The 19,272-nt window shown below is 69.3% G+C and carries 16 protein-coding genes; 9 read left to right on the forward strand and 7 right to left on the reverse strand.

All coding sequences use genetic code 11. The features are described 5' to 3' along the window. Positions 1–173 precede the first annotated feature (173 nt). Positions 174–1,196 (forward strand): class II fructose-bisphosphatase, encoded by a 1,023-nt coding sequence (gene glpX, locus QK291_RS10150; RefSeq protein WP_282381499.1) that lies wholly within the window; start codon positions 174–176, stop codon positions 1,194–1,196. Positions 1,197–1,301: 105 nt separating this feature from the next. After that, the gene (gene galE, locus QK291_RS10155; protein WP_282381368.1) at positions 1,302–2,276 is read left to right on the forward strand and encodes a UDP-glucose 4-epimerase GalE; all 975 of its coding nucleotides are present in this window, start codon (positions 1,302–1,304) and stop codon (positions 2,274–2,276) included. Positions 2,277–2,687: 411 nt separating this feature from the next. Here the strand turns inward: galE and QK291_RS10160 are convergent, their stop codons facing one another. The 5 genes from QK291_RS10160 to QK291_RS10180 all read right to left on the reverse strand — a co-directional run bounded on the left by QK291_RS10160 (position 2,688) and on the right by QK291_RS10180 (position 8,475). Further along, positions 2,688–3,680: a peptidoglycan bridge formation glycyltransferase FemA/FemB family protein gene (locus tag QK291_RS10160; RefSeq protein WP_282381369.1), complete on the reverse strand. Its 993-nt coding sequence runs from the start codon at positions 3,678–3,680 to the stop codon at positions 2,688–2,690. Between the two features lie 4 nt (positions 3,681–3,684). Beyond that, positions 3,685–4,977, reverse strand: coding sequence for a mannose-6-phosphate isomerase, class I (gene manA / locus QK291_RS10165; protein WP_282381372.1), 1,293 nt, complete (start codon positions 4,975–4,977; stop codon positions 3,685–3,687). 66 nt (positions 4,978–5,043) lie between these two features. Beyond that, the gene (locus QK291_RS10170; protein ID WP_282381374.1) at positions 5,044–6,699 is read right to left on the reverse strand and encodes an LCP family protein; all 1,656 of its coding nucleotides are present in this window, start codon (positions 6,697–6,699) and stop codon (positions 5,044–5,046) included. A gap of 10 nt (positions 6,700–6,709) precedes the next feature. After that, entirely contained in the window at positions 6,710–7,234 is a 525-nt protein-coding gene (gene purE / locus QK291_RS10175; protein WP_282381501.1) for a 5-(carboxyamino)imidazole ribonucleotide mutase, read from the reverse strand. 92 nt (positions 7,235–7,326) lie between these two features. Further along, a complete protein-coding gene (locus QK291_RS10180) occupies positions 7,327–8,475 on the reverse strand; it encodes a 5-(carboxyamino)imidazole ribonucleotide synthase (protein WP_282381503.1) in 1,149 nt (382 codons plus the stop codon). A 311-nt stretch (positions 8,476–8,786) separates the two neighbouring features. Between QK291_RS10180 and QK291_RS10185 the strand changes: the two genes are divergently transcribed. After that, a complete protein-coding gene (locus QK291_RS10185; RefSeq protein WP_282381377.1) occupies positions 8,787–9,377 on the forward strand; it encodes a GtrA family protein in 591 nt (196 codons plus the stop codon). A 42-nt stretch (positions 9,378–9,419) separates the two neighbouring features. Here the strand turns inward: QK291_RS10185 and QK291_RS10190 are convergent, their stop codons facing one another. Next, positions 9,420–10,124 (reverse strand): TIGR03089 family protein, encoded by a 705-nt coding sequence (locus QK291_RS10190; protein WP_282381379.1) that lies wholly within the window; start codon positions 10,122–10,124, stop codon positions 9,420–9,422. Between the two features lie 346 nt (positions 10,125–10,470). On the opposite strand from QK291_RS10190, the gene QK291_RS10195 reads away from it, so the two are divergent. Genes QK291_RS10195 through QK291_RS10205 form a run of 3 tightly spaced genes read left to right on the forward strand, consistent with a single transcriptional unit; the run spans position 10,471 to position 16,068 of the window. Then, a complete protein-coding gene (locus tag QK291_RS10195; protein WP_282381381.1) occupies positions 10,471–11,013 on the forward strand; it encodes a WhiB family transcriptional regulator in 543 nt (180 codons plus the stop codon). Then, a complete protein-coding gene (locus QK291_RS10200) occupies positions 11,013–14,393 on the forward strand; it encodes a glycosyltransferase (RefSeq protein ID WP_348994568.1) in 3,381 nt (1,126 codons plus the stop codon). The genes QK291_RS10195 and QK291_RS10200 overlap by 1 nt, the downstream gene beginning before the upstream one ends. Further along, a complete protein-coding gene (locus tag QK291_RS10205; RefSeq protein WP_282381385.1) occupies positions 14,386–16,068 on the forward strand; it encodes a DUF5719 family protein in 1,683 nt (560 codons plus the stop codon). Before QK291_RS10200 ends, QK291_RS10205 begins: the two co-directional genes overlap by 8 nt. A gap of 117 nt (positions 16,069–16,185) precedes the next feature. Here the strand turns inward: QK291_RS10205 and QK291_RS10210 are convergent, their stop codons facing one another. Next, positions 16,186–16,722: a metallopeptidase family protein gene (locus tag QK291_RS10210; RefSeq protein ID WP_282381387.1), complete on the reverse strand. Its 537-nt coding sequence runs from the start codon at positions 16,720–16,722 to the stop codon at positions 16,186–16,188. Positions 16,723–16,828: 106 nt separating this feature from the next. Between QK291_RS10210 and QK291_RS10215 the strand changes: the two genes are divergently transcribed. From QK291_RS10215 to ahcY, 3 genes are all read left to right on the forward strand, one after another. Next, entirely contained in the window at positions 16,829–17,218 is a 390-nt protein-coding gene (locus QK291_RS10215; RefSeq protein ID WP_282381505.1) for a DUF3499 domain-containing protein, read from the forward strand. Positions 17,219–17,300: 82 nt separating this feature from the next. Then, on the forward strand, positions 17,301–17,573 hold the full coding sequence (locus tag QK291_RS10220) for a Trm112 family protein (protein ID WP_282381389.1): 273 nt from the start codon (positions 17,301–17,303) through the stop codon (positions 17,571–17,573). 120 nt (positions 17,574–17,693) lie between these two features. Then, a complete protein-coding gene (gene ahcY / locus QK291_RS10225; protein WP_282381391.1) occupies positions 17,694–19,181 on the forward strand; it encodes an adenosylhomocysteinase in 1,488 nt (495 codons plus the stop codon). Positions 19,182–19,272: the final 91 nt, after the last annotated feature.

A 19,272-nucleotide genomic window follows, 5' to 3' on the forward strand; every position in this document is an offset into this window, starting at 1 on the left:
GGGCCGGGGACGGGCCGTTCACGGAATGGTCAATCCAAGACGCAGCTTTCCACCGCGACTATGATCAGTATCAGACGAGATTACAAACTAAGAATCACCGTGACGGATCGATCCTGTCCGCACGGCTTCAATGATCGCCACTCGAAGAAGAGGTCCACGTGACACCACCGCCAATGACCCAGAAGTACTCCACGCTTTCGCCGTCTCTCGCCGTCGGCATCGACGAGCCGGACCGCAACCTTGCTCTGGAACTGGTCCGCGTCACCGAAGCCGCCGCCATTGCCGGCGGCCACTGGGTGGGGTTCGGGGACAAGAACAAGGCCGACGGCGCCGCCGTCGACGCCATGCGTTCCTTCCTCCAGACCGTCCACTTCAACGGTGTTGTCGTGATCGGCGAAGGTGAAAAAGACGAAGCCCCGATGCTCTTCAACGGCGAGAATGTTGGTGACGGCACCGGCGCCGAGTGCGACGTCGCCGTCGACCCGATCGACGGAACCCGCCTCGCTGCCCTCGGCATCAACAACGCCCTCGCCGTCCTCGCCGTCGCGGAACGCGGTTCCATGTTCGACCCCTCCGCGGTGTTCTACATGGAGAAGCTCGTCACCGGCCCGGAAGCCGCCGACATGGTTGACCTGCGCCTGCCGGTCAAGCAGAACCTGCACCTGATCGCCAAGGCCAAGGGCGTCAAGGTCAACCAGCTCAACGTGATGATCCTGGACCGCGACCGCCACCGTGGGCTCGTTGAAGAGATCCGCGAGGCCGGTGCGCGGACCAAGTTCATCATGGACGGCGACGTCGCCGGCGCCATCGCCGCGGCCCGTTCGGGCACCGGCGTCGACGCCCTGATGGGCATCGGCGGAACGCCGGAAGGCATCGTCACGGCCTGCGCCATCAAGTCCCTCGGTGGTGTGATCCAGGGCCGACTGTGGCCCACCAGCGACGACGAGAAGCAGAAGGCCATCGACGCCGGCCACGACCTGGACCGGGTGCTGTCGACCAACGACCTCGTTTCCAGCGACAACTGCTACTTCGCCGCCACGGGCATCACCGACGGTGACCTGCTCAAGGGCGTGCGTTACTCCAAGGACAAGGTCCTCACCCAGTCCATCGTGATGCGTTCCAAGTCCGGGACCATCCGCTTTGTCGATGGCGAGCACCAGGCCAGCAAGTGGGAAGGCTACGCCCGCAAGGGTTAGCAGCTGCCTCAACCAGGACACCCGGATCCCGGGGCGCGTCTCGCGCCCCGGGATCCGCCGTTTCCGGGCGGCTCGGGCCGGTACGGCATTGGGTAGGGTGGAGCCATGACATGGCTCGTAACAGGTGGCGCAGGATATATCGGCTCTCATGTGGTTTCCGCTTTGCGCGGGGCCAGGATGCAGGCGGTGGTGGTTGATTCGCTCTCCAGCGGGCACCGCGAGTTCGTCCCGGACGATGTTCCGTTCGTGCACGGCACCATCCTCGACGCTGAACTCGTGGCCCGCACCATGCTGGATCACGGCGTGACGGGCGTGATCCACCTCGCCGGCTTCAAATACGCCGGCGTTTCGGTCCAGGAGCCGCTGCTGACCTACGAGCAGAATGTCACCGGCACGGCAGAACTGCTCAAGGCCATGGAACTCGCCGAGGTCGACAAGCTGGTCTTCTCCTCCTCCGCCGCGACATACGGCACCCCAACCGGGGACATCGTCACCGAAGACACCCCGACACGGCCGGAATCCCCGTACGGCGAGAGCAAACTGATCGGCGAGTGGCTGATCCGCGACCAGGGCAGGGCGCGGGGGCTGAAGCACACCTCTCTGCGGTACTTCAACGTCGTCGGGTCCGGCTCACCCGAGCTCTACGACACAAGTCCGCACAACCTCTTCCCGATCGTGCTCCGCGCACTGACCGCTGGGAAGACCCCGCGCATCAACGGCACCGATTACAACACCGCCGACGGCACCTGCGTGCGCGACTACGTGCACGTGGCCGACCTGGCAACCTCGCACGTCGCAGCCGCCCGGGCCCTCGCAGCGGGTACGCCGCTGGAACGGGTCTACAACCTCGGGTCCGGCGACGGGCTCTCCGTCCGTCAGATCATGACGGCGATGGCCACGGTGACCGGCATCGGCTTCGAGCCGGAGGTCGGTCCCCGCCGCGCGGGGGACCCGGACAGGATTGTGGCCGACGGTTCCCTGGCCGCCCGCGACCTGGACTGGAAGATGCGGCACTCCGTCGAGGACATGGTCGCCAGCGCTTACGAGGCCCAGAAGAAAGCCGCCGCCGCCGGACACTAGGCACCCACGGGGACATGCCCAGTGTTGATGCCGAGGAATGGACATAGCGGGTCTATGTTCACGCGCCGGGGCTCACACTGGGCATGTCCAGTGGTGGTGCCCCGGGTTGCGCTGCCAAAGCGGGGCATGTCCACTGTCCGGGCGCGGGAATGGACATAGCGGGTCTATGTTCACGCGCCGGTTTTGCCGCGGGGCATGTCCAGTGGTGGTGCCCCGAGTTGTTCTGCTGCCACGGGGCATGTCCAGTGGCGATGCCCCGAGTTGTTCTGCTGCCACGGGGCATGTCCAGTGTTGGTGCCCCGGGTTGCGCTGCCAAAGCGGGGCACGTCCAATGTTCGGGCCCGGGAAAGGACATAGCGGGTCTATGTCCACCCGCCGCGGCTCACACTGGGCATGTCCAGTGGGGGAGGGCTAACGGCGGAGTGCGCCGCGCAGCCGGACGGGCAGCGTCCGGGCCGCCGCGAGGCCGCGGCGGAGCGCCTGAGCGCCCTTCCTGGCCAGCTGGTATCCGTTGTAGCGTACCGTGCGCACCGGCAGGTCCCAGGTCCCGGGATACGCGACCTCGTGCCCGCCGAAGGACTTCTTGAAGGAAGTGAACCCCGCCCACTTGTGGTCGGGCTCGTCCGCGGGGGCCACGCCCCAGAGATCCACCTGCTTCAGCCCCTTGTTCCTGGCATCGGCCATCAGGGTGACCAGCAGCGGAATCCCGGCGCTGAGCTTCCGGTGTGCGTCATCCAGCGCGGCGTGGGCGTAGGTGCGGGTGTCCGCGGAGTCGTACGCGAGGGCGGCGGCAATCGGCTCGCCCTCGAGTTCGGCGATGAAGAGTGTCGCGGCACCGTTCGGCATCAGGGAGCGGGCGACCTGGGTGAGATAGTCGTCGCTCTGCGGCTTGAAACCGCTGCGCGCCGCCGTCAGGTGCAGGAAGCCCAGCAGGACCGAGATCTCCTCCGGGTCCTGGCTGGAACGGAAGGTCACGGCCTTCTTGTGGATGTTCCGGTACAGGTTGCGGTTCACCGGTTTCATCTCCGCCAGGACGTCCTTGAAGTCCCGGTCCAGGTCCACGACCCAGGTGCGTTCCGGCTGCTGGTTCGCCGGGGCCGGCCGGAGGCCGCGCGCGCGCAGGACAGCACCGGAGTCGGCGGCAGTGAAGCCGGCGTCGACCGGTTCGATGCGGACGAACACGGCGCCGCAGCTGCGGGCCAGCTCCGTCAGTGCCGCCAGGGCGGCGTCGAACGCGGCCAGGGAAGCGGCCACCGGGCCGTAGGGGGCGTAGAGCAGCTTCCCCGCCGGGTTGCTTTCCTCGATGGCCAGGAAGCTCCAGCCTGGGCCCGAGCGTTCATGCACGGTCCGTCCCAGGTCGCGCTGGAATTTAGCCCACGCGGGGCTCTGCAGGAAATGGTCCATGGTCTCAGGCCTTCAGGGCAGTGGTGACCGCAAAGGCCAGGGCCGTCCCGGTGGCACCGGCGGCAGCATGGGCATTGACCGGCGCCTCGGCCGCGGGCAGGAAGGCGCTCGCGCCGCGCTCCAGCCGCAGTTCACCCTTGGGGGAGTCCAGCAGCACGGAACCGGAGACCACGATGATGACGGCGGGCCCCGACTGCGCCAGCGGCACGGGCCCGGCGCCGGGCTCGAGCTCGACGCGCTGCAGCTGGAATTCCCGGAACGGCGGCCGGAAGACCTCCTGTCCCAGCATGGTCGTCTCCGGGCTGAGCATCGGCACGCCGACGGCCTCGAAGGAGACGGTGCGGAGCAGTTCCGGCACGTCCACGAACTTCGGGGTCAGCCCGCCGCGCAGCACGTTGTCCGAGGAAGCCATGACCTCGACGCCGAGGCCGTGCAGGTAGGCGTGGATATTGCCGGCCGGCAGGTAGACAGCCTCGCCCGGCGCCAGCGAGATCCGGTTGAGCAGCAGTGAAATCAGCACGCCCGGATCGCCCGGGTACTGCGCATTGAGCGTGACAACGGTGGAAAGCTCTGCCTGGTAGGGCGCCGTCGGGGCCCCCGAGGTCAGCGCCGCCACAATCGCAGCTGTCGCCTCCGCGACGTCCTCACCGCCGGAGATCAGCCGCTCGAAGGCCGTGCGGAGGGCCGTGGACTCATCGTGCTGCGCCAGATCCGCCAGCAGCAGAGGAACGAGCGGCGGCAACTCCAAACCCGCCAGCTCAAAATCGGCCACCAGCACCTGGATCACGGCACGGGAGTCAGCCGCCGGCCGGAAGCCGCACAGCGCCTCGAACGGTGTCAGCGCCAGGATCATCTCCGGCTTGTGGGAGGCGTCCTTGTAGTTGCGTTCCGCAGCCGCGCGGTCGACGCCGGCGGCCTCCTCGCGGGCGAACCCTTCCCGGGCCTGCTCGAGCGTCGGGTGCACCTGGAGGGACAGGGGGCTGTCTGCGGCCAGGACCTTGAGCAGGAAAGGAAGCCGGGGGCCGAATTCGGCCACGCTGTCGCTGCCCAGATGGTGCTCCGGGTCCTCCGCGATCAGCGCATCCAGGGCCCGTCGTCCGCCGTCGTCCGCTGCCGCGGCGTGAGCGCCTGTCGATCCGGTGCCGGCCGGGCTGAGCGCCACCGAGGGGGAGTCCGGATGCGCGCCGATCCACAGCTCCGCCTCCGGCCCGCCGGACGCCGCGCGGCCGAGGAGCCCGGCGATGGCTGTTGTGGAACCCCAGGCATACGGCCGGAGGACATTATCAAGTTTGTACACTGCCGGGTGTCCCTATCTGTTACGGAAGGTCTGGTGCGGAAGGCTGGGATAACTGGTCGGAAGGAGCTACAGCGGCGCGCACTGGCCGTTCGTGGCCACGAGGTTGCGGATCGACTGCTCGTCGCCGTTGCGCTTGAACTGGTTGAGCATCTCCTCGGTGATCGGCTCGCCGTCCGGCGTGGTTGTCACCGGAGTGAAGTCCGACGACGGCGACGGCGACGGCGCGGGCTGGGTGCCGGGCTGTGCGCGGGGCAGCGCACCGGCAGCCGACAGCGCTCCGGGTGCCGCGTCCAGCGGACGGAAGCTGTCGTCGGCGGGGCCCGCCGCGGGGGCGGGGCCGAGCAGGGCGTCGACCTTCTGGTGGATCTGGTCGAAGTCCGGGACCGTCGAGAAGGACGCGTCGAAGTCGGGCGGCCCGATGGTGAGCCTGCTCATGTCCTGGCCCTTGGCCTTTAGCGCCAGGTCCACGAAGCTGCCGAGCTGGCCGGCCGAGACGTTGGAGTCCACCACCTTGGTGCCCGCGCTGGCGATGTCCTCGAACTTGGCCAGCAGGGTGGCCGGATCCAGCTGCTTCAACATGGCCTGCTGGACACATTGCTGACGCTGGATGCGGGCATAGTCATCAACGAACTCGCGCGAGCGGCCGTACCAGAGCGCGTGATAGCCATTGAGGTGCTGCTCCCCGGCGGGGATCCAGCCAAGCGGCATGCCGTGGATGCCGTTGGCCTCGTCCACCATGTCGCCGCTGAGCGGGACCCACCCGCCGGCCTTGATCCGGATGCCGCCCATGGCATCAATAAGTTTGGCGAAGCCCTCCATGTCCACCAGCACATAGGCCTGGACCTTGATGCCCAGGGTCCCGGACACGGCTTCCATCGTGGCCTGCGCGCCCGGGTCCGCCACGCCGGGGTACAGGTCCTGGTGATCGTTGGTGACTTCGGTGTTGATGGCGTTGATGAGGCAGTCATTGCCGCAGTCGTACCCGTCGGGGTAAATCTTGCGCATCGGTGAGTCCTCGCTGAACTGCGCGTTCTGCAGGTTGCGGGGCACGGAGATGATGGCGGTCTTGCCGGTCTTGGCATCGACGCTGATGACCGAGAGGCTGTCCGGCCGGCGGCCGGTCCGGTCCGCCCCGGCGTCGCCGCCCATCATCAGGAAGTTGTACCGGCCCTCCGAGGGCTGCATCGTCGGTCCGTTGGAGAAAATGTTGCCGATGGCGTCGCGGCTGACGTTGAGCAGGTACGCGGCGTACCCCAGCGAGCCGCTGCTGAGAATCATGGCCAGCACCAGGGAGGCGACGACGCCGGCGCGCACCCCGGGCGACAGCAGCACGGGACGGATCAGCCGCAGGGTGTTGATGAACAGGGCGGCCCAGCCGATGGCCAGCGCCGCCAGGACGATGACCAGCAGCAGTGCGGTGACCGGATTGGTGATCAGGTTGATCAGTGTTGACCGGGATGCCAGCAGGAGCACGGCCGAGAGGACGGCCAGCACCCAGACGGTGAGGGCGACACGCAGCGCCATCCGCCCCAGCCGCCGGTTGCCGGCGACAACCTGGGCGCTGCCGGGTACCAGCAGGGTCATCAGGACCAGCAGGAAGGCACGCTTGGTCAGCACCGGCGCAGCTGCCCCCGACGGATGCCGGACGGGATCCGTGCTGGAGGGTGCAGCCGTCCGGTTCTGCGGCGCCGGCTGGCGGTTCGTGGCATAACTGTTGGTCATCTGGTAATCCTTAACGGCTGCCCCGGGTGACGACGTTCGCGGCCGCGAAGACTTCGCTCACCTTGTGCCGCAGATTCGCGCCCTTCCGGGTGGCGACATCGTTGAGTTCCTGGGCGAAGTCGAGGAGTTCGTTGCGGAGCTGGGCGGCCAGCGGGTCCGTGCCGGAGGCCAGCATGCGCACGGCCAGCAGCCCGGCGTTCCGGGCCCCGCCGATGGAAACGGTCGCGACCGGAACCCCGGCGGGCATCTGGACGATGGAGAGCAGGGAATCCATGCCGTCGAGGGTCTTCAGCGGCACCGGAACACCGATGACGGGCAGCGGCGTGACCGAGGCGAGCATTCCCGGCAGGTGCGCGGCCCCGCCGGCGCCGGCGATGAGGACACGCAGCCCGCGCTCGTGGGCCGTCTGGCCGTAGCGGATCATTTCCAGTGGCATCCGGTGCGCTGAGACGACATCGGCCTCGAAGCGGATGCCGAATTCGGCGAGGGCCTCGGCAGCGGCCTCCATCACGGGCCAGTCGGAGTCCGAGCCCATAACGAGCCCGACGATCGGGGCATCGGCCCCGGCATCCGCTGCCGGGAACCGGGTGTCCGTGGCCGGGGTTGTGCTGCCGCTGTTGCTGCTGCTCATGCGTTCTCCTCGTGTGCTCCCGCGGCGGTGCGGGACGGGGCCCTGCCGTTACGGATGATGTTGGCGACCGTGGTGGCGCGTTCGCGCACGGACTCGACGTCGGCCACGGAGCCGCCGACGAGGTTGACGTGGCCAATCTTGCGGCCCGGCCGGACGGCCTTGCCGTAGCAGTGGACCTTTGCGGCGGGTTCGCTGGCAAGGGCTGCGGGATAGGCCGAGAACAGATTCTGGTTCTCGCCACCCAGGAAGTTCTTCATCACAACAACCGGGCCCAGCAGGTCCGTGGCGCCGAGCGGCAGGTTGAGGATGGCCCGGAGGTGCTGTTCGAACTGGCTGGTCACCGAGCCGTCCTGGGTCCAGTGGCCGGTGTTGTGCGGACGCATGGCGAGCTCGTTGATCAGGAAGCCTGCTCCGACCCCGGGGGTTTCGAACAGCTCGACGGCCATCACACCGGTGACACCGAGTTCGCTGGCGATCCGGAGAGCAGCGTTTTCGGCTGCCGCCGCGACCTCGAGCGGAATGTCCAGGGCCGGGGCGATGACTTCGTCGCAGACGCCGTCGACCTGGATCGTGTGCACCACGGGCCAGGCCCGGGACTCACCGTCCGGTGTCCGTGCCACCAGGGCCGAGAGTTCGCGACTGAATTCCACCTTCGCCTCCGCGAGCAGCGGCGACATCGCCCCGAACCAGTCCGCGGTGTCAGCGGCGTCCACGGCGGAGTCCACGATCCGCACGCCCTTGCCGTCGTAGCCGCCGCGCGGGGTTTTCAGGACCACCGGCCAGCCGATGTCCTCGCCGAATGCGACCAACGCGGCGACGTCGTCGACCGCGGCCCAGCGCGGATTGGGCAGTTCCAGCCTGTCGATTGCCGCCCGCATCACGAGCTTGTCCTGGGCGTTGACCAGCGCGTCCGGTCCGGGATGGACGTTCACGCCGGCCCGCTGGAGGGAACGGAGGTGTTCGGTGGGGACGTGCTCGTGGTCGAACGTCAGCACGTCCAGCCCCCGGGAAAACTCAAGGAGATGGTCCAGATCGGTGTAATCACCGACCGGAGCATTGGCCACGGCGGCGACGGCTGAGACGTCCTCACCTTCGGCAAGAACGCGGAGCTCAAAGCCCAGGGCGGTGGCCGCGGGGGCCATCATTCGGGCGAGCTGGCCGCCGCCAACCACACCGATCACAGGAAAAGTCACAAGTCCCAGCCTACCGAAAACCTCGCCACATCCCGGCTTTTGAACGTTCCGGTGCGGGATCCGGGCGGCCACGGTCCGCTTTCCGGCGGGGGTGGCGGGGGCAGCCCCTGGCATTTTTACCGGCATTTTGACCGGCGTTCGGCTGGCTTCCGGGCCTCGCAGTTGGGGCCGAGGGGCTGGCCACCGGGGCGCGGCCCCCGCAATGGACGCTAAAATGGGCCTTTGGCCCAATGGCCGACAGTTCAAGAAGGCCATGGAGGGTCATGATTACTACACTTAGCGACCGCTTGCGCGGGCTCGCCTCGCTCTTCTGGCGCGAAGTGGCCAAATTCGGTGCGGTGGGCGGAGTCGCGTTCATTATTGACAACGGACTCACGTACTACCTGATGCACGGCCCGATGACCGACAGCGAGGCCAAGGCCCGCTTTGTCGGCGCCAGCATCGCCACGATCTTCTCCTGGATCGCGAACCGCTTCTGGACCTTCCGCCACCGCCGGCAGGACAACGTGCTCCGCGAGTTCGGGATGTTCATCCTGATCAACGGCATCGGCATCGGCATCTCGACAGGATTCACCGCCCTCGCCAAGTACGGCTTCGGGGTCACGGATAAGAACATGCTCTTCGCCGCCGGCATCGTTGGCATCCTGGTCGCCACCGTGGTGCGCTTCTTCGCCTACCGCTTCCTGGTCTTCAACAAGGAACTCGACGAAGAGCCGGAGTTCTCGCACGACCACGAGATCATCGAACGGCACCCGCACACCGGCCCCGACAAGACCGGCCCCGCTGTCAAGACCGGCCCCGCTGTCAAGACCAGCCCCGTCAAGGACCCGGAACTGCCGGGCCCCCCGGCCTAAGCGGAACCGGCAGGCTCACCGCCAGCAACCCCGGGACCCGGCTCAGCTGGCGTTGATGCGCTCGTCCGCGAGGAGCTTCTCCGTGACGGCGACCTCGGGGTGCACCAGCACCACCGAACCGTCCCTCTTCCAGGCGCCCAGGCACTGGGCAAGGGCGGGCTCCAGGCCGTCACCGGCGGCCACCAGCAGCCGGACGCCTTCGTCGTGCGCGGCCGCGAAGCCGTCCAGCAGACCACCGTGGGTATGCTCCGTCCCTGCAGCGGCCACCACGGCCCGCCGCGATGCTTCCGGATCCACGTGCGGCATAAAGACGTCCCCGTGGGAGCGCACCTCGGCAGCGTAGTCCACGACGCCGGTCGGCAGCTCGCCCACCCACCGCATCGCCAGCGCCGGCAGCGCCACCGCCAGGACGGCGTCGAATGCCCCCTGCGCCGCCCCGGGGCCCGGATCGCCGGTGGCCAGCAGCTCGGCTTCGGCATCGCCGAACAGGACCTCCATGCCGAGCTGCCAGGCGGCGAGGGCGAGAATCACGGACTTCCAGTGGGCCGGCAGATCCAGCCGCAACCGGGTCCCGGGTTGGGCATCGAGCTCGTCCTGCAGGAGGTTGCTGGTCTTCGCCACCCAGTTGTCCAGGACCCGCCCGGAGAGCTCAACCCGCTCGGACGCGGGCCCGTACCAGGTCAGGCGGGGGGAGGTGGAGTGGCCCGAACGCAGGGCTGTCATCAGGTCGATTGCCGGGATACTCATGGGTTCATCCTGCCACGGCGGCCTCTGTGTGATCTCCGTCATAGCCACCGCGGCCCCGCCGGTCTGCGTCCAGCGCCGTGCCGGGAAGATCCCCGTAATTTCAGCGAAATTTCTCCGAAGTGCTCAGCACCCTGAGTATTCCGCGCATTCTCCGGGGTGTGGCCCAGAAATCCCGGGCGTGTTGTGCCCCGCTTTGGCCTCCGCGTTGATTATTATCACCGCCGCGGCTTGACGGAAGATACTTACACACGTGTAATTAGGTATCGAAAGCCGATGTGCGGAAACCGGAACTCAACCGAGTGTCGACGGGTCAGGCGGAGGCTGCAAAATCAGAGAGGAAACGCCAATGGGGCTAGCAGAGCGTATCCATGAAGAGGCCGTCGTTGCTGGGCAGGCCACGGCCAAATACCGTTCACGCGGGGTGCCGAGCGACTGGTATGTCGATCCGGCCGATCCGGACGCGGCAGACCGCTTCAACGAACATACTAAAGACAAACTGCAGGATCAGGCGACCGCCTTCCTCGCGGCGCACGACGAGCTTCTGTCCGGTCCGGACCTGGAGAACGATCTTCACGATCCGCCGATGGAACTCCAGACCCTCCACGCAGGCACCACAACCCAGCCGGTATGGATCGGGCTGCCCTCCCAGCAGGACTTCGATGACGAAGGCGAGCTGGGCTGGCAGACGGACGCGCTCTGCGCGCAGACCGACCCGGAGGCATTCTTCCCCGAGAAGGGTGGCTCGACCCGCGACGCCAAGAAGGTCTGCGGGGCGTGCAACGTGCGCTCGCAGTGCCTGGAATACGCCCTGTCCAACGATGAGCGTTTCGGCATCTGGGGTGGCCTCTCCGAGCGCGAGCGGCGCCGGCTTAGGAAGCGAGCGATCTAATTCTTCAAGAAGTACGAGTCACCGCCGTCGTGGTTTCCCACGACGGCGGTGACTTTCTCCCCAGGACCCTCGCGGCGCTGGCGGCTCAGAGCCGGCCCGCGGACACCTGCATCGGGGTTGATACCGGTTCCCGCGACGATTCGGCGGCCCTCCTCGAGCAGGCCTTCGGCGCAGCGAATGTCACCGTCTTTGAGCAGGCCCGCAGCGGCATGGGCGCGGCGGTGCAGGCAGGCCTCAGCGCCCTCGCCCCGTGGGGCGGCGCCGGCGCGTCCGGCAAGGGTGCCGCCGGCACCCCTGCGGCCGAGTGGATCTGGCTGCTGCACGACGACGCAGCCCCCGCGCCCGAGGCCCTGGCCGAACTGCTCCGCGCCGTCGAGCGTGCACCCTCGGTCACGGTGGCGGGCTGCAAGCAGCTGGACTGGCACTCCGAGCGCCGGCTGATCGACGTCGGGCTCTCCACCAGCCGCTGGGCCGAGCGGCTGACCCTCATCGAAGCCGACGAGCTCGACCAGGGACAATACGACGGACGCAGCGACACCTTCGCGGTCAACTCCGCCGGCATGCTGGTCCGCCGCGACGTCTGGGAAGACCTTCACGGCTTCGACCCGGCACTGCCGGGCAGCGGCGACGACGTCGACTTCTGCTGGCGGAACCGGCTGGCCGGACACCGTGTGGTGGTGGTCCCCAGCGCAAGGATGTTCCACGTCTCGCACCGCCCGCACGCCCTGGGCAACGCGGCGGCGGCACGCAAGGCCCAGGTGCATCTGCGGCTCAAGCATGCCCCCGCCTGGAAAGTGCCGCTGCACGCTGCCGGGGCCCTGCTGGGCAGCATCTTCAAGCTGGTCCTGAGCATCGCGGTCAAAGATCCCGGACATGGGTTCTCGCAACTGCTGGCCACCTTCGGGGCCCTTTCGCGCCCCGCGGCCGTGGCCCGGGGGCGGCGCAACGCTGCCCGGACGCGCCGCATCCGGCGATCCGTCATCAAGGGCCTGCAGACCCCGCGGCGTGAGGTCTGGGCGCACCGCCGTTCGCTGATGGAGGCCCTCGGGGCGGATGACTCCGGGGATAACCCGGGCGAATACGACCCGCTGGCCGAACAGCCCACCGGCGACTCGGCGGACGACTTCGCCGCCCTGACCACCTCCGAGCGGGGCTGGGTGGGCAACGGCGCGCTGCTGGCGGTCCTGCTCACCGCGGCGGCCTCCCTGGCCGGCCTGCTGAGCCTGTTCCGGGCCGAAGCTGTCGCCGGCGGTGCAAGCATTCCGCTCTCGCTGCGGCTGGGCGAGATCTGGGACCACGCCTCCGGCTGGTGGATCACCCTCGGCGCAGGACTTCCCGGGCACGGCGACCCCTTCGGCTACGTGCTGTGGATCCTGGGAGCGCTTGGCGGCGGCAATGCCAACAGCGCCCTCGCCGGGTTCCTCATCCTGGCCATGCCGCTCTCCGCCCTCGGCGCCTGGTTTGCCGCCGGCGCGCTGACGACGCGCCGCCGTCTCCGGCTGGCCGCCGCGCTCCTCTGGGCCGCAGCGCCGGCCCTGCAGGTGGCGCTCAACCAGGGCCGCGCCGGCGCCCTGGTCGCCCACGTGATGATGCCGCTGCTGGTGCTGGCCCTGCTCCGGGCCACCGGCACCGCCGCGGGACGCGGCCGCTACGCCGTTCCGGCCCCCGGCGACCGGCGCTTCACCGAGGCGCCCCCGGTGAAACCCGGCGTCAACGGCACCCCCTCCTGGACCGCCGCCGCCGCGGCCGGACTGGCGCTGGCCGTCGTGACCGCGGCGGCCCCCTCGCTGCTGCTGCCCGGCGTCGTGCTCGTGGCACTGTGCGGCACGCTCCTGGGCCGTCGCGGCCGCACCGTGTGGTGGGCGCTGCTGCCCACCCTGGCGTTGTTCGTGCCGTTCCTGGCCTCCACCATGGACCGGCCCCGCGCCCTGCTCGCAGACCCCGGCCTGCCGCTGGGCTTTGACGCGGCACCGCTGTGGCAGCAGGCCCTGGGCCAGCCGCTGCGCTTCGCAGCCGACGGCGGCCTCACCGGCCTTCCGGTATTCGGCGCAAACTCCGCCGTACCGTGGGCGCTGCTGCTCGCCGTGCTGATCGGACTGCCCGTCCTGCTCCTGGCCGTGGCTGCCCTGTTCCTGCCGGGCCGGTCACCGCGGACCGCCCGCGCCCTCTGGGCCGCGGCACTGCTGCTGCTGTCCGGCGGCTGGCTCAGCAGCCAGGTCGCCACCGGGGCCAGCGCCGACGTCCTGGTCACTCCCTTCACCGGACCTTCCGTGTCGGCCGCGGCCTTTGCCCTCCTGGGGGCGTCCCTGATCGGCGCGGCCGGCCTGCTGGACTCGGCCGACCGGGCCGCCGCCGCCACCACGGGCCGCAAGCTCCTGATCCGCGGCACCGCGGTCACGGCCATGATCCTGCTGCTGGCCGGCCCCGTGGCCGGCCTGACCGTGTGGGCCGCTCAAAACGTCCTGCCGCCGGCCACGCCGGCTGCCGGAACGGCCGGCACCGGTTCCCTAGGCGCCACGCGGCTGGTGCAGCCTGCCGAAACCAGGACCCTCCCCGCAACGGCCATCGACCGCGGCGAAGGACCCGAACAGTCCCGCACCCTCATCATCTCCACCGGCGAAAACGGCACCTTCGACGCCGCGCTCATGCGCGGCGCCGGCACTACCCTCGACTCGCTGTCCACGATTGCCGCCGCCCGCCCGATCATGGGGGAGCCGGGCCAGGAGACCGTCCGGGACGACGACGCCGTTGTGGCTTCGCTGCGCAACGTCGTGGCCGCCATCGTGGCCGGCCAGGGCGTCGATCCCCGCGCCGAGCTGGAGCAGCTCGGCGTCGGCTTCGTGGTCCTGCGGGCCGCCGATACCGCCGCCCAGCTGACCGCCAGCCGGATGGACGCGGTCCCCGGCCTCGTCGCCGTGGGCAAGACCGACGTCGGCTGGCTCTGGCGGATCAGCCCCCTGAACCAGCCCGTCATCGCGGCCGCCGACATCGCCCACCGCGTGCGGATCGTCGACGGCGCGGGCGCCACCGTCGGGCTGGTCCCGTCCCAGACGGTGTCCGCCGACGCCGCGGTGCCCGCCGGGCCGGAAGGACGGCTCGTGGTGCTGGCCGAACGTGCCGATCCGGACTGGAGCGCCTGGCTCGACGGCCGCCGCCTCACCCCGACCACCTCCGGCTGGGCCCAAGCCTTCACCCTGCCCGCCGGGGGCGGCCAATTCAGTCTCCGCTACGAAGTGCCCTGGGCCATCTGGACAGGCGCTGCCCAGGCCGTCATCATCGGCCTGACCGTCCTGCTGGCCATCCCCATGCCTGCCCGTCGGCCGAACACTGGCCTCTCCAGGGACGAAGGCTCCCTGCGTAAGGAACATCAACATGCCTAGGGACGACTTCCCCGACATCCCCGACAAAACCGACACCGCCGACACCCCCGACACTGGGGGCAGCGCGGACGACGCCCCGGAGCCCGCGGCGCGTCCGCGCGCCAGGCGGCTGGGCGGCGTCCTCGCCGCCGTCGTCCTCGTCGCTGCCGGCGGCGGGCTTGTTTCCGCCACGGCCCTCACGCCTCAGGGTCCCGGCAGCAGCCGGCCCATCGCGGCACCGCTGGCCGCGGTCCCCGCAGGCAGCAGCGTGGGTGTCTGCCCCGGACCGGCCCGGCTCCTGGAAGGTGCCTCCGTGGGCGCCGATCCGCAGTTCAGCCCGGTATCCGCCAGCGCCCGCAGCGACGTCAGCGCGCTGGTGCTGGGCTCCGGTTCCGGTGTCCTGCCCGGCAGCAGGCTCGCCTCGCTGACCGGCACCACCCTGGTCGAAGTTGCCCAGGCCGCACCGGCGTCCGAAGGTCCGGCCCCGGCCAGGCCCGCGGCCGCCGCGCCGCTGGCCGGTGTCGTAGCCCAGCGGGGCGTCGATGACGTGACGGTCCTGAGCGCGGACGCCCAGGCCGGCCGCCAGCCCTCCGCGGGAGCGCTCATGCGCTACACCGCCGAGGACGGCGACCTCCGCGGTTCGGCGGCGGCAGCCTGCCAGCAGCCCGGCAACGACCTCTGGCTGGTCGGGGCCAACACCGCGCTGGGCCGGACCGCCGTGCTGAAGCTCAGCAACGACTCCGGCAGCCCCGCCACGGTCAGCCTCGAACTTTTCGGCGCCGAAGGCCTGATCCAGGCCCCGGGCAGCCGGGGACTCCTCGTCGCGCCGGGCACCACCCGCTCCGTGATCCTTGCCGGGCTCGCCCCGGGGCAGGAGCGGCTCAGCGTCCGGGTGCGCAGCGCCGGCGGGCCGGTGGCCGCGCACATCCAGCAAAGCGTGCTGCGTGGGCTGACCCCCGGCGGCGTCGAGTTCATCGCTCCGGCCGCAGCGCCGGCACTCCGCCAGGTCATCACCGGGGTCGACATCCAGGATCCCGCCGGTCTGGCCGGGCTCACCAGCCAGGCAGGCTTCGCGGATGCAGGACCGGCCCTGCAGCTCACGGTGCCGGGTTCCGCCGACGCCGTCATCGCGATCAAGGTCTTCGGACGGGACGGCCAGAAGGCGCTGCCCGGCGGCGGAGTGGTCACGGCGAAGGCCGGATCCGTCACTGAAGTCCCCCTCGCCGGTGTGCCCGCCGGGCCCTACACGGTGTCCGTCAGTTCAGACGTTTCCTTCACCGCGGCGGCGCGCGTCACAAGGGGACTGACTGCCACGGACGCCTCCGACTTCGCCTGGTCACCGGCCTCGGCGAGGCTGGGAAGCCAGCACGTTGTTCCGGTTCCCGGCTCAGGAGACCGTTACCTAATTTTCGGCGCACCCGAGGGCCGGGCCACCATCTCCTATACCCCGGTCACGGCGGACGGCAAGATCCATGCGGCCGCGGCCGCCGACATCGCCGGCGGCACCACCGCTTCCATCAAGGTCCCGGCCGACGTCGCGGGCTCGCAGCTCGTCGGCTACCTCGTGTCCGCCGCGGGAGACCCTGCCTATGGCGCCGTCCTGCTCCAACAGGACGGCAAGCAGGACATCTCGACAATCGCCGTTGCCCCCGGCGCGGCTGGCCAGGAGCAGGTCCCGGTCACCCTCGGCTACTGACCGTTCCCGGATGCTGGACGCCCCGAGGCATCGCCGTTCCGGCCGAGGCGCTGCGGTGCCGGCCGCAGGTGTGAATGTCGCCAGGGATTCGGCGGATCGCCCTAGTGGCGGATCGCCCTAGTAGCGGCGGCGGTAGACGGGATCGAGCGACTCGGGCGGCACGCCCAGCATCTCGGCGGTGTACTCCACCACGACGTCATGGACCAGGTCCTGAAGTTCCTCGCGGCTGCCGCAGGCCTGCTCGACGACCCTGCGGTACAGGGTGATCACCGGTCCCTGTTCCGCTGTAGCGGGGGAGTAGTCGCCCATCGGGGCGACAGCGCGGTCCGCCACGAGCTGTTCGAGCCCCGGCGGAATCTCGTCGACGGCGAAGCGGACCCCGTCCAGCGGCTTGCCCCAAATATCGTGGAGCCGCTCTGCCGAGTCCAGGACAAAGTCGTCGAAGCGGTCCGAACGGGTGCGGTAACCGGGCAGCGTGGGCAGCATCAGTTCACCGCGGAGCCCGCGGCCGTGCCGGTTCCTGCGCCGCTGGCGGAAGCCCCTTGGCGACGTGGCCCGGCCGGAGCCGCCCGCGGTGGAAGCGGCGTCGTGACGTCCGGCGTCGGTTTCAGCCAAGCGGACCGTAAAACCCGGATCTTGGTGCGATGACTGCATATCTCGACTCTAAACCCGGCGGATGGTTTACGCGATACGGGCCGTCCGACCCGCCGCCAGCGTGCCGCCCGGCGTCCGGCGGCCCGGGGGAGTAGTCTCTGATGTCGTGGGTGCCATTCGTCTTTGTTCAAGGTCAGCCTGCCGCAACTCAGCGGTGGCCACTTTGACGTACGTCTATGCCGACTCCACCGCCGTGCTGGGGCCGCTGGCAACCTACGCCGAGCCGCACTGCTACGACTTATGCGACCAGCATGCCGGGTCCCTGACCGTCCCGCGCGGCTGGGAGGTGCTGCGGCTGGCCATGCCGGCTACCCCCTCAGGTCCCGGCCCCGATGACCTCCTCGCCCTGGCCGATGCCGTCCGGGAGGCGGCCTCACGGCCCGCCGCGCCGGAAGCCGGCCAGGGCCAGCGCAGTGTCCACCCCGCCCTCGAAGCACCGGCCGCCGCCGAGGGCACCCGCCGGGGGCATCTGCGCGTCCTGCGCGAACCTTCGTAGGCTGCAACTGGCGGTAGGCTGGGAACTGCAAAATCCTTAAGCCACCGGCGCCTGCTGCGGCGTCCACCAGGGAGCGTTCACCATGCCGAAGATCAGTCCCGAACTCCTGTCTGTCCTCAGATGCCCCGTGACCGGGTCCCCGCTGGTGCAGGACGGTGAGGAACTCGTCACCACTGCGGCCGGCCCCGCCGGGGTGAAACTGCGTTACGCGATCGAGGACGGCATCCCGCTGCTGCTTCCGCCGGAACTGCTCCCTGCCGCCGCAGCTGCCCCCGCCTTCCAGCACGACGCCGGCCAGCCCGGCCAGCCGGATTCAGGCCAGCCCGACGCCGCGCCCCGGCACAGCGCCGGCTAGGCAGCCGGCCCATCGCTGCGCCGTTCGGCTCCGAAGTACTTTCCAGCCACTGATCAGCCCCCCCTTCGTCACAGGCAGCCAGGTCAAGGACCTGGCTGCCGGCCACAGCAAAGGATTCATATGACACTCGATTACAAGATTGCGGACATCGCCCTGGCCGGGGCAGGCCGGCACCAGATCCGCCTCGCCGAGCATGAAATGCCCGGCCTGATGTCCCTGCGCGAGGAGTTTGGCGCCAGCCAGCCGCTCAAGGGTGCCCGGATCGCCGGGTCCCTGCACATGACGGTGCAGACCGCCGTGCTGATCGAGACGCTCACGGCCCTCGGCGCCGAGGTCCGCTGGGCCTCGTGCAACATCTTCTCCACCCAGGACGAGGCCGCCGCGGCCGTTGTGGTCGGCGGCGGCACGGTCGACAACCCCCAGGGTGTTCCCGTGTTCGCCTGGAAGGGCGAAACGCTGGAGGAATACTGGTGGACCGCCGAGCAGATCCTCACCTGGCCGGGCGCGGACAGTAATCCGGATCTCGGCCCGAACATGATCCTCGACGACGGCGGCGACGCCACGATGCTGGTCCACAAGGGCGTCGACTTCGAGGCGCTCGGTGCTGTCCCGGCCACCGCCGACGACGAGTCCGAGGAAGGACGGGTCTTCCTGGACGTTCTGCGCGCCTCGCTGCAGGCGGATCCGCAGAAGTGGACCCGGATCGGCTCCCGCCTGCTGGGCGTCACGGAGGAAACCACCACCGGCGTGCACCGCCTCTACCAGCTCGCCGAGCAGGGCAAGCTGCTGTTCCCGGCCATCAACGTTAACGACTCCGTCACCAAGAGCAAGTTCGACAACAAGTACGGCATCCGCCACTCCCTGCCGGACGGCATCAACCGCGCCACCGACGTCCTGATGGGCGGCAAGGTCGCCGTCGTCTGCGGTTACGGCGACGTCGGCAAGGGCGCCGCGGAGGCTTTCCGCGGGCAGGGCTCACGCGTTATTGTCACCGAAATCGATCCGATCTGCGCCCTCCAGGCGGCTATGGACGGCTATCAGGTCGCGACGCTGGAGTCCGTCCTCAGCGAGGGCCACATCTTCATCACCACGACCGGCAACAAGGACGTCATCATGGCCGAGCACATGGCCGGGATGCGTGACAAGGCGATCGTGGGCAACATCGGCCACTTCGACAACGAGATCGACATGGCCGGGCTGGCCCGGATCCCCGGCATCACGAAGGTTGAAATCAAGCCCCAGGTGCACGAGTGGGTCTTCGCGGAAGATCCCGCCACGGGAGAGGGCAGCCGCTCCATCATCGTGCTGTCCGAGGGCCGCCTGCTGAACCTCGGCAACGCCACCGGCCACCCGTCCTTCGTGATGAGCAACTCCTTCGCCAACCAGACGATCGCGCAGATTGAGCTCTTCACCAAGCGTGACCAGCCCGAAGGGGAACGGGAGTACGGGAAGCAGGTCTACGTGCTGCCGAAGATCCTGGACGAGAAGGTTGCCCGGCTGCACCTTGACGCCCTCGGCGTCGAACTGACCGAGCTGTCGAAGGAGCAGGCCGAGTACCTGGACCTGGAGGTGTCCGGCCCTTACAAGCCGGACCACTACCGCTACTAGGAGCCGCCGGGGCAGCGGCCCGGGGCCGCCAAAATTCGCGCCGTTCCGCAGGGAAGGGGCCCCGGACAACGTGAGCAGTTCACGGTGTCCG

The sequence above is a fragment of the Arthrobacter sp. AL12 genome (genome assembly GCF_029960645.1).
Lineage (GTDB): Bacteria > Actinomycetota > Actinomycetes > Actinomycetales > Micrococcaceae > Arthrobacter.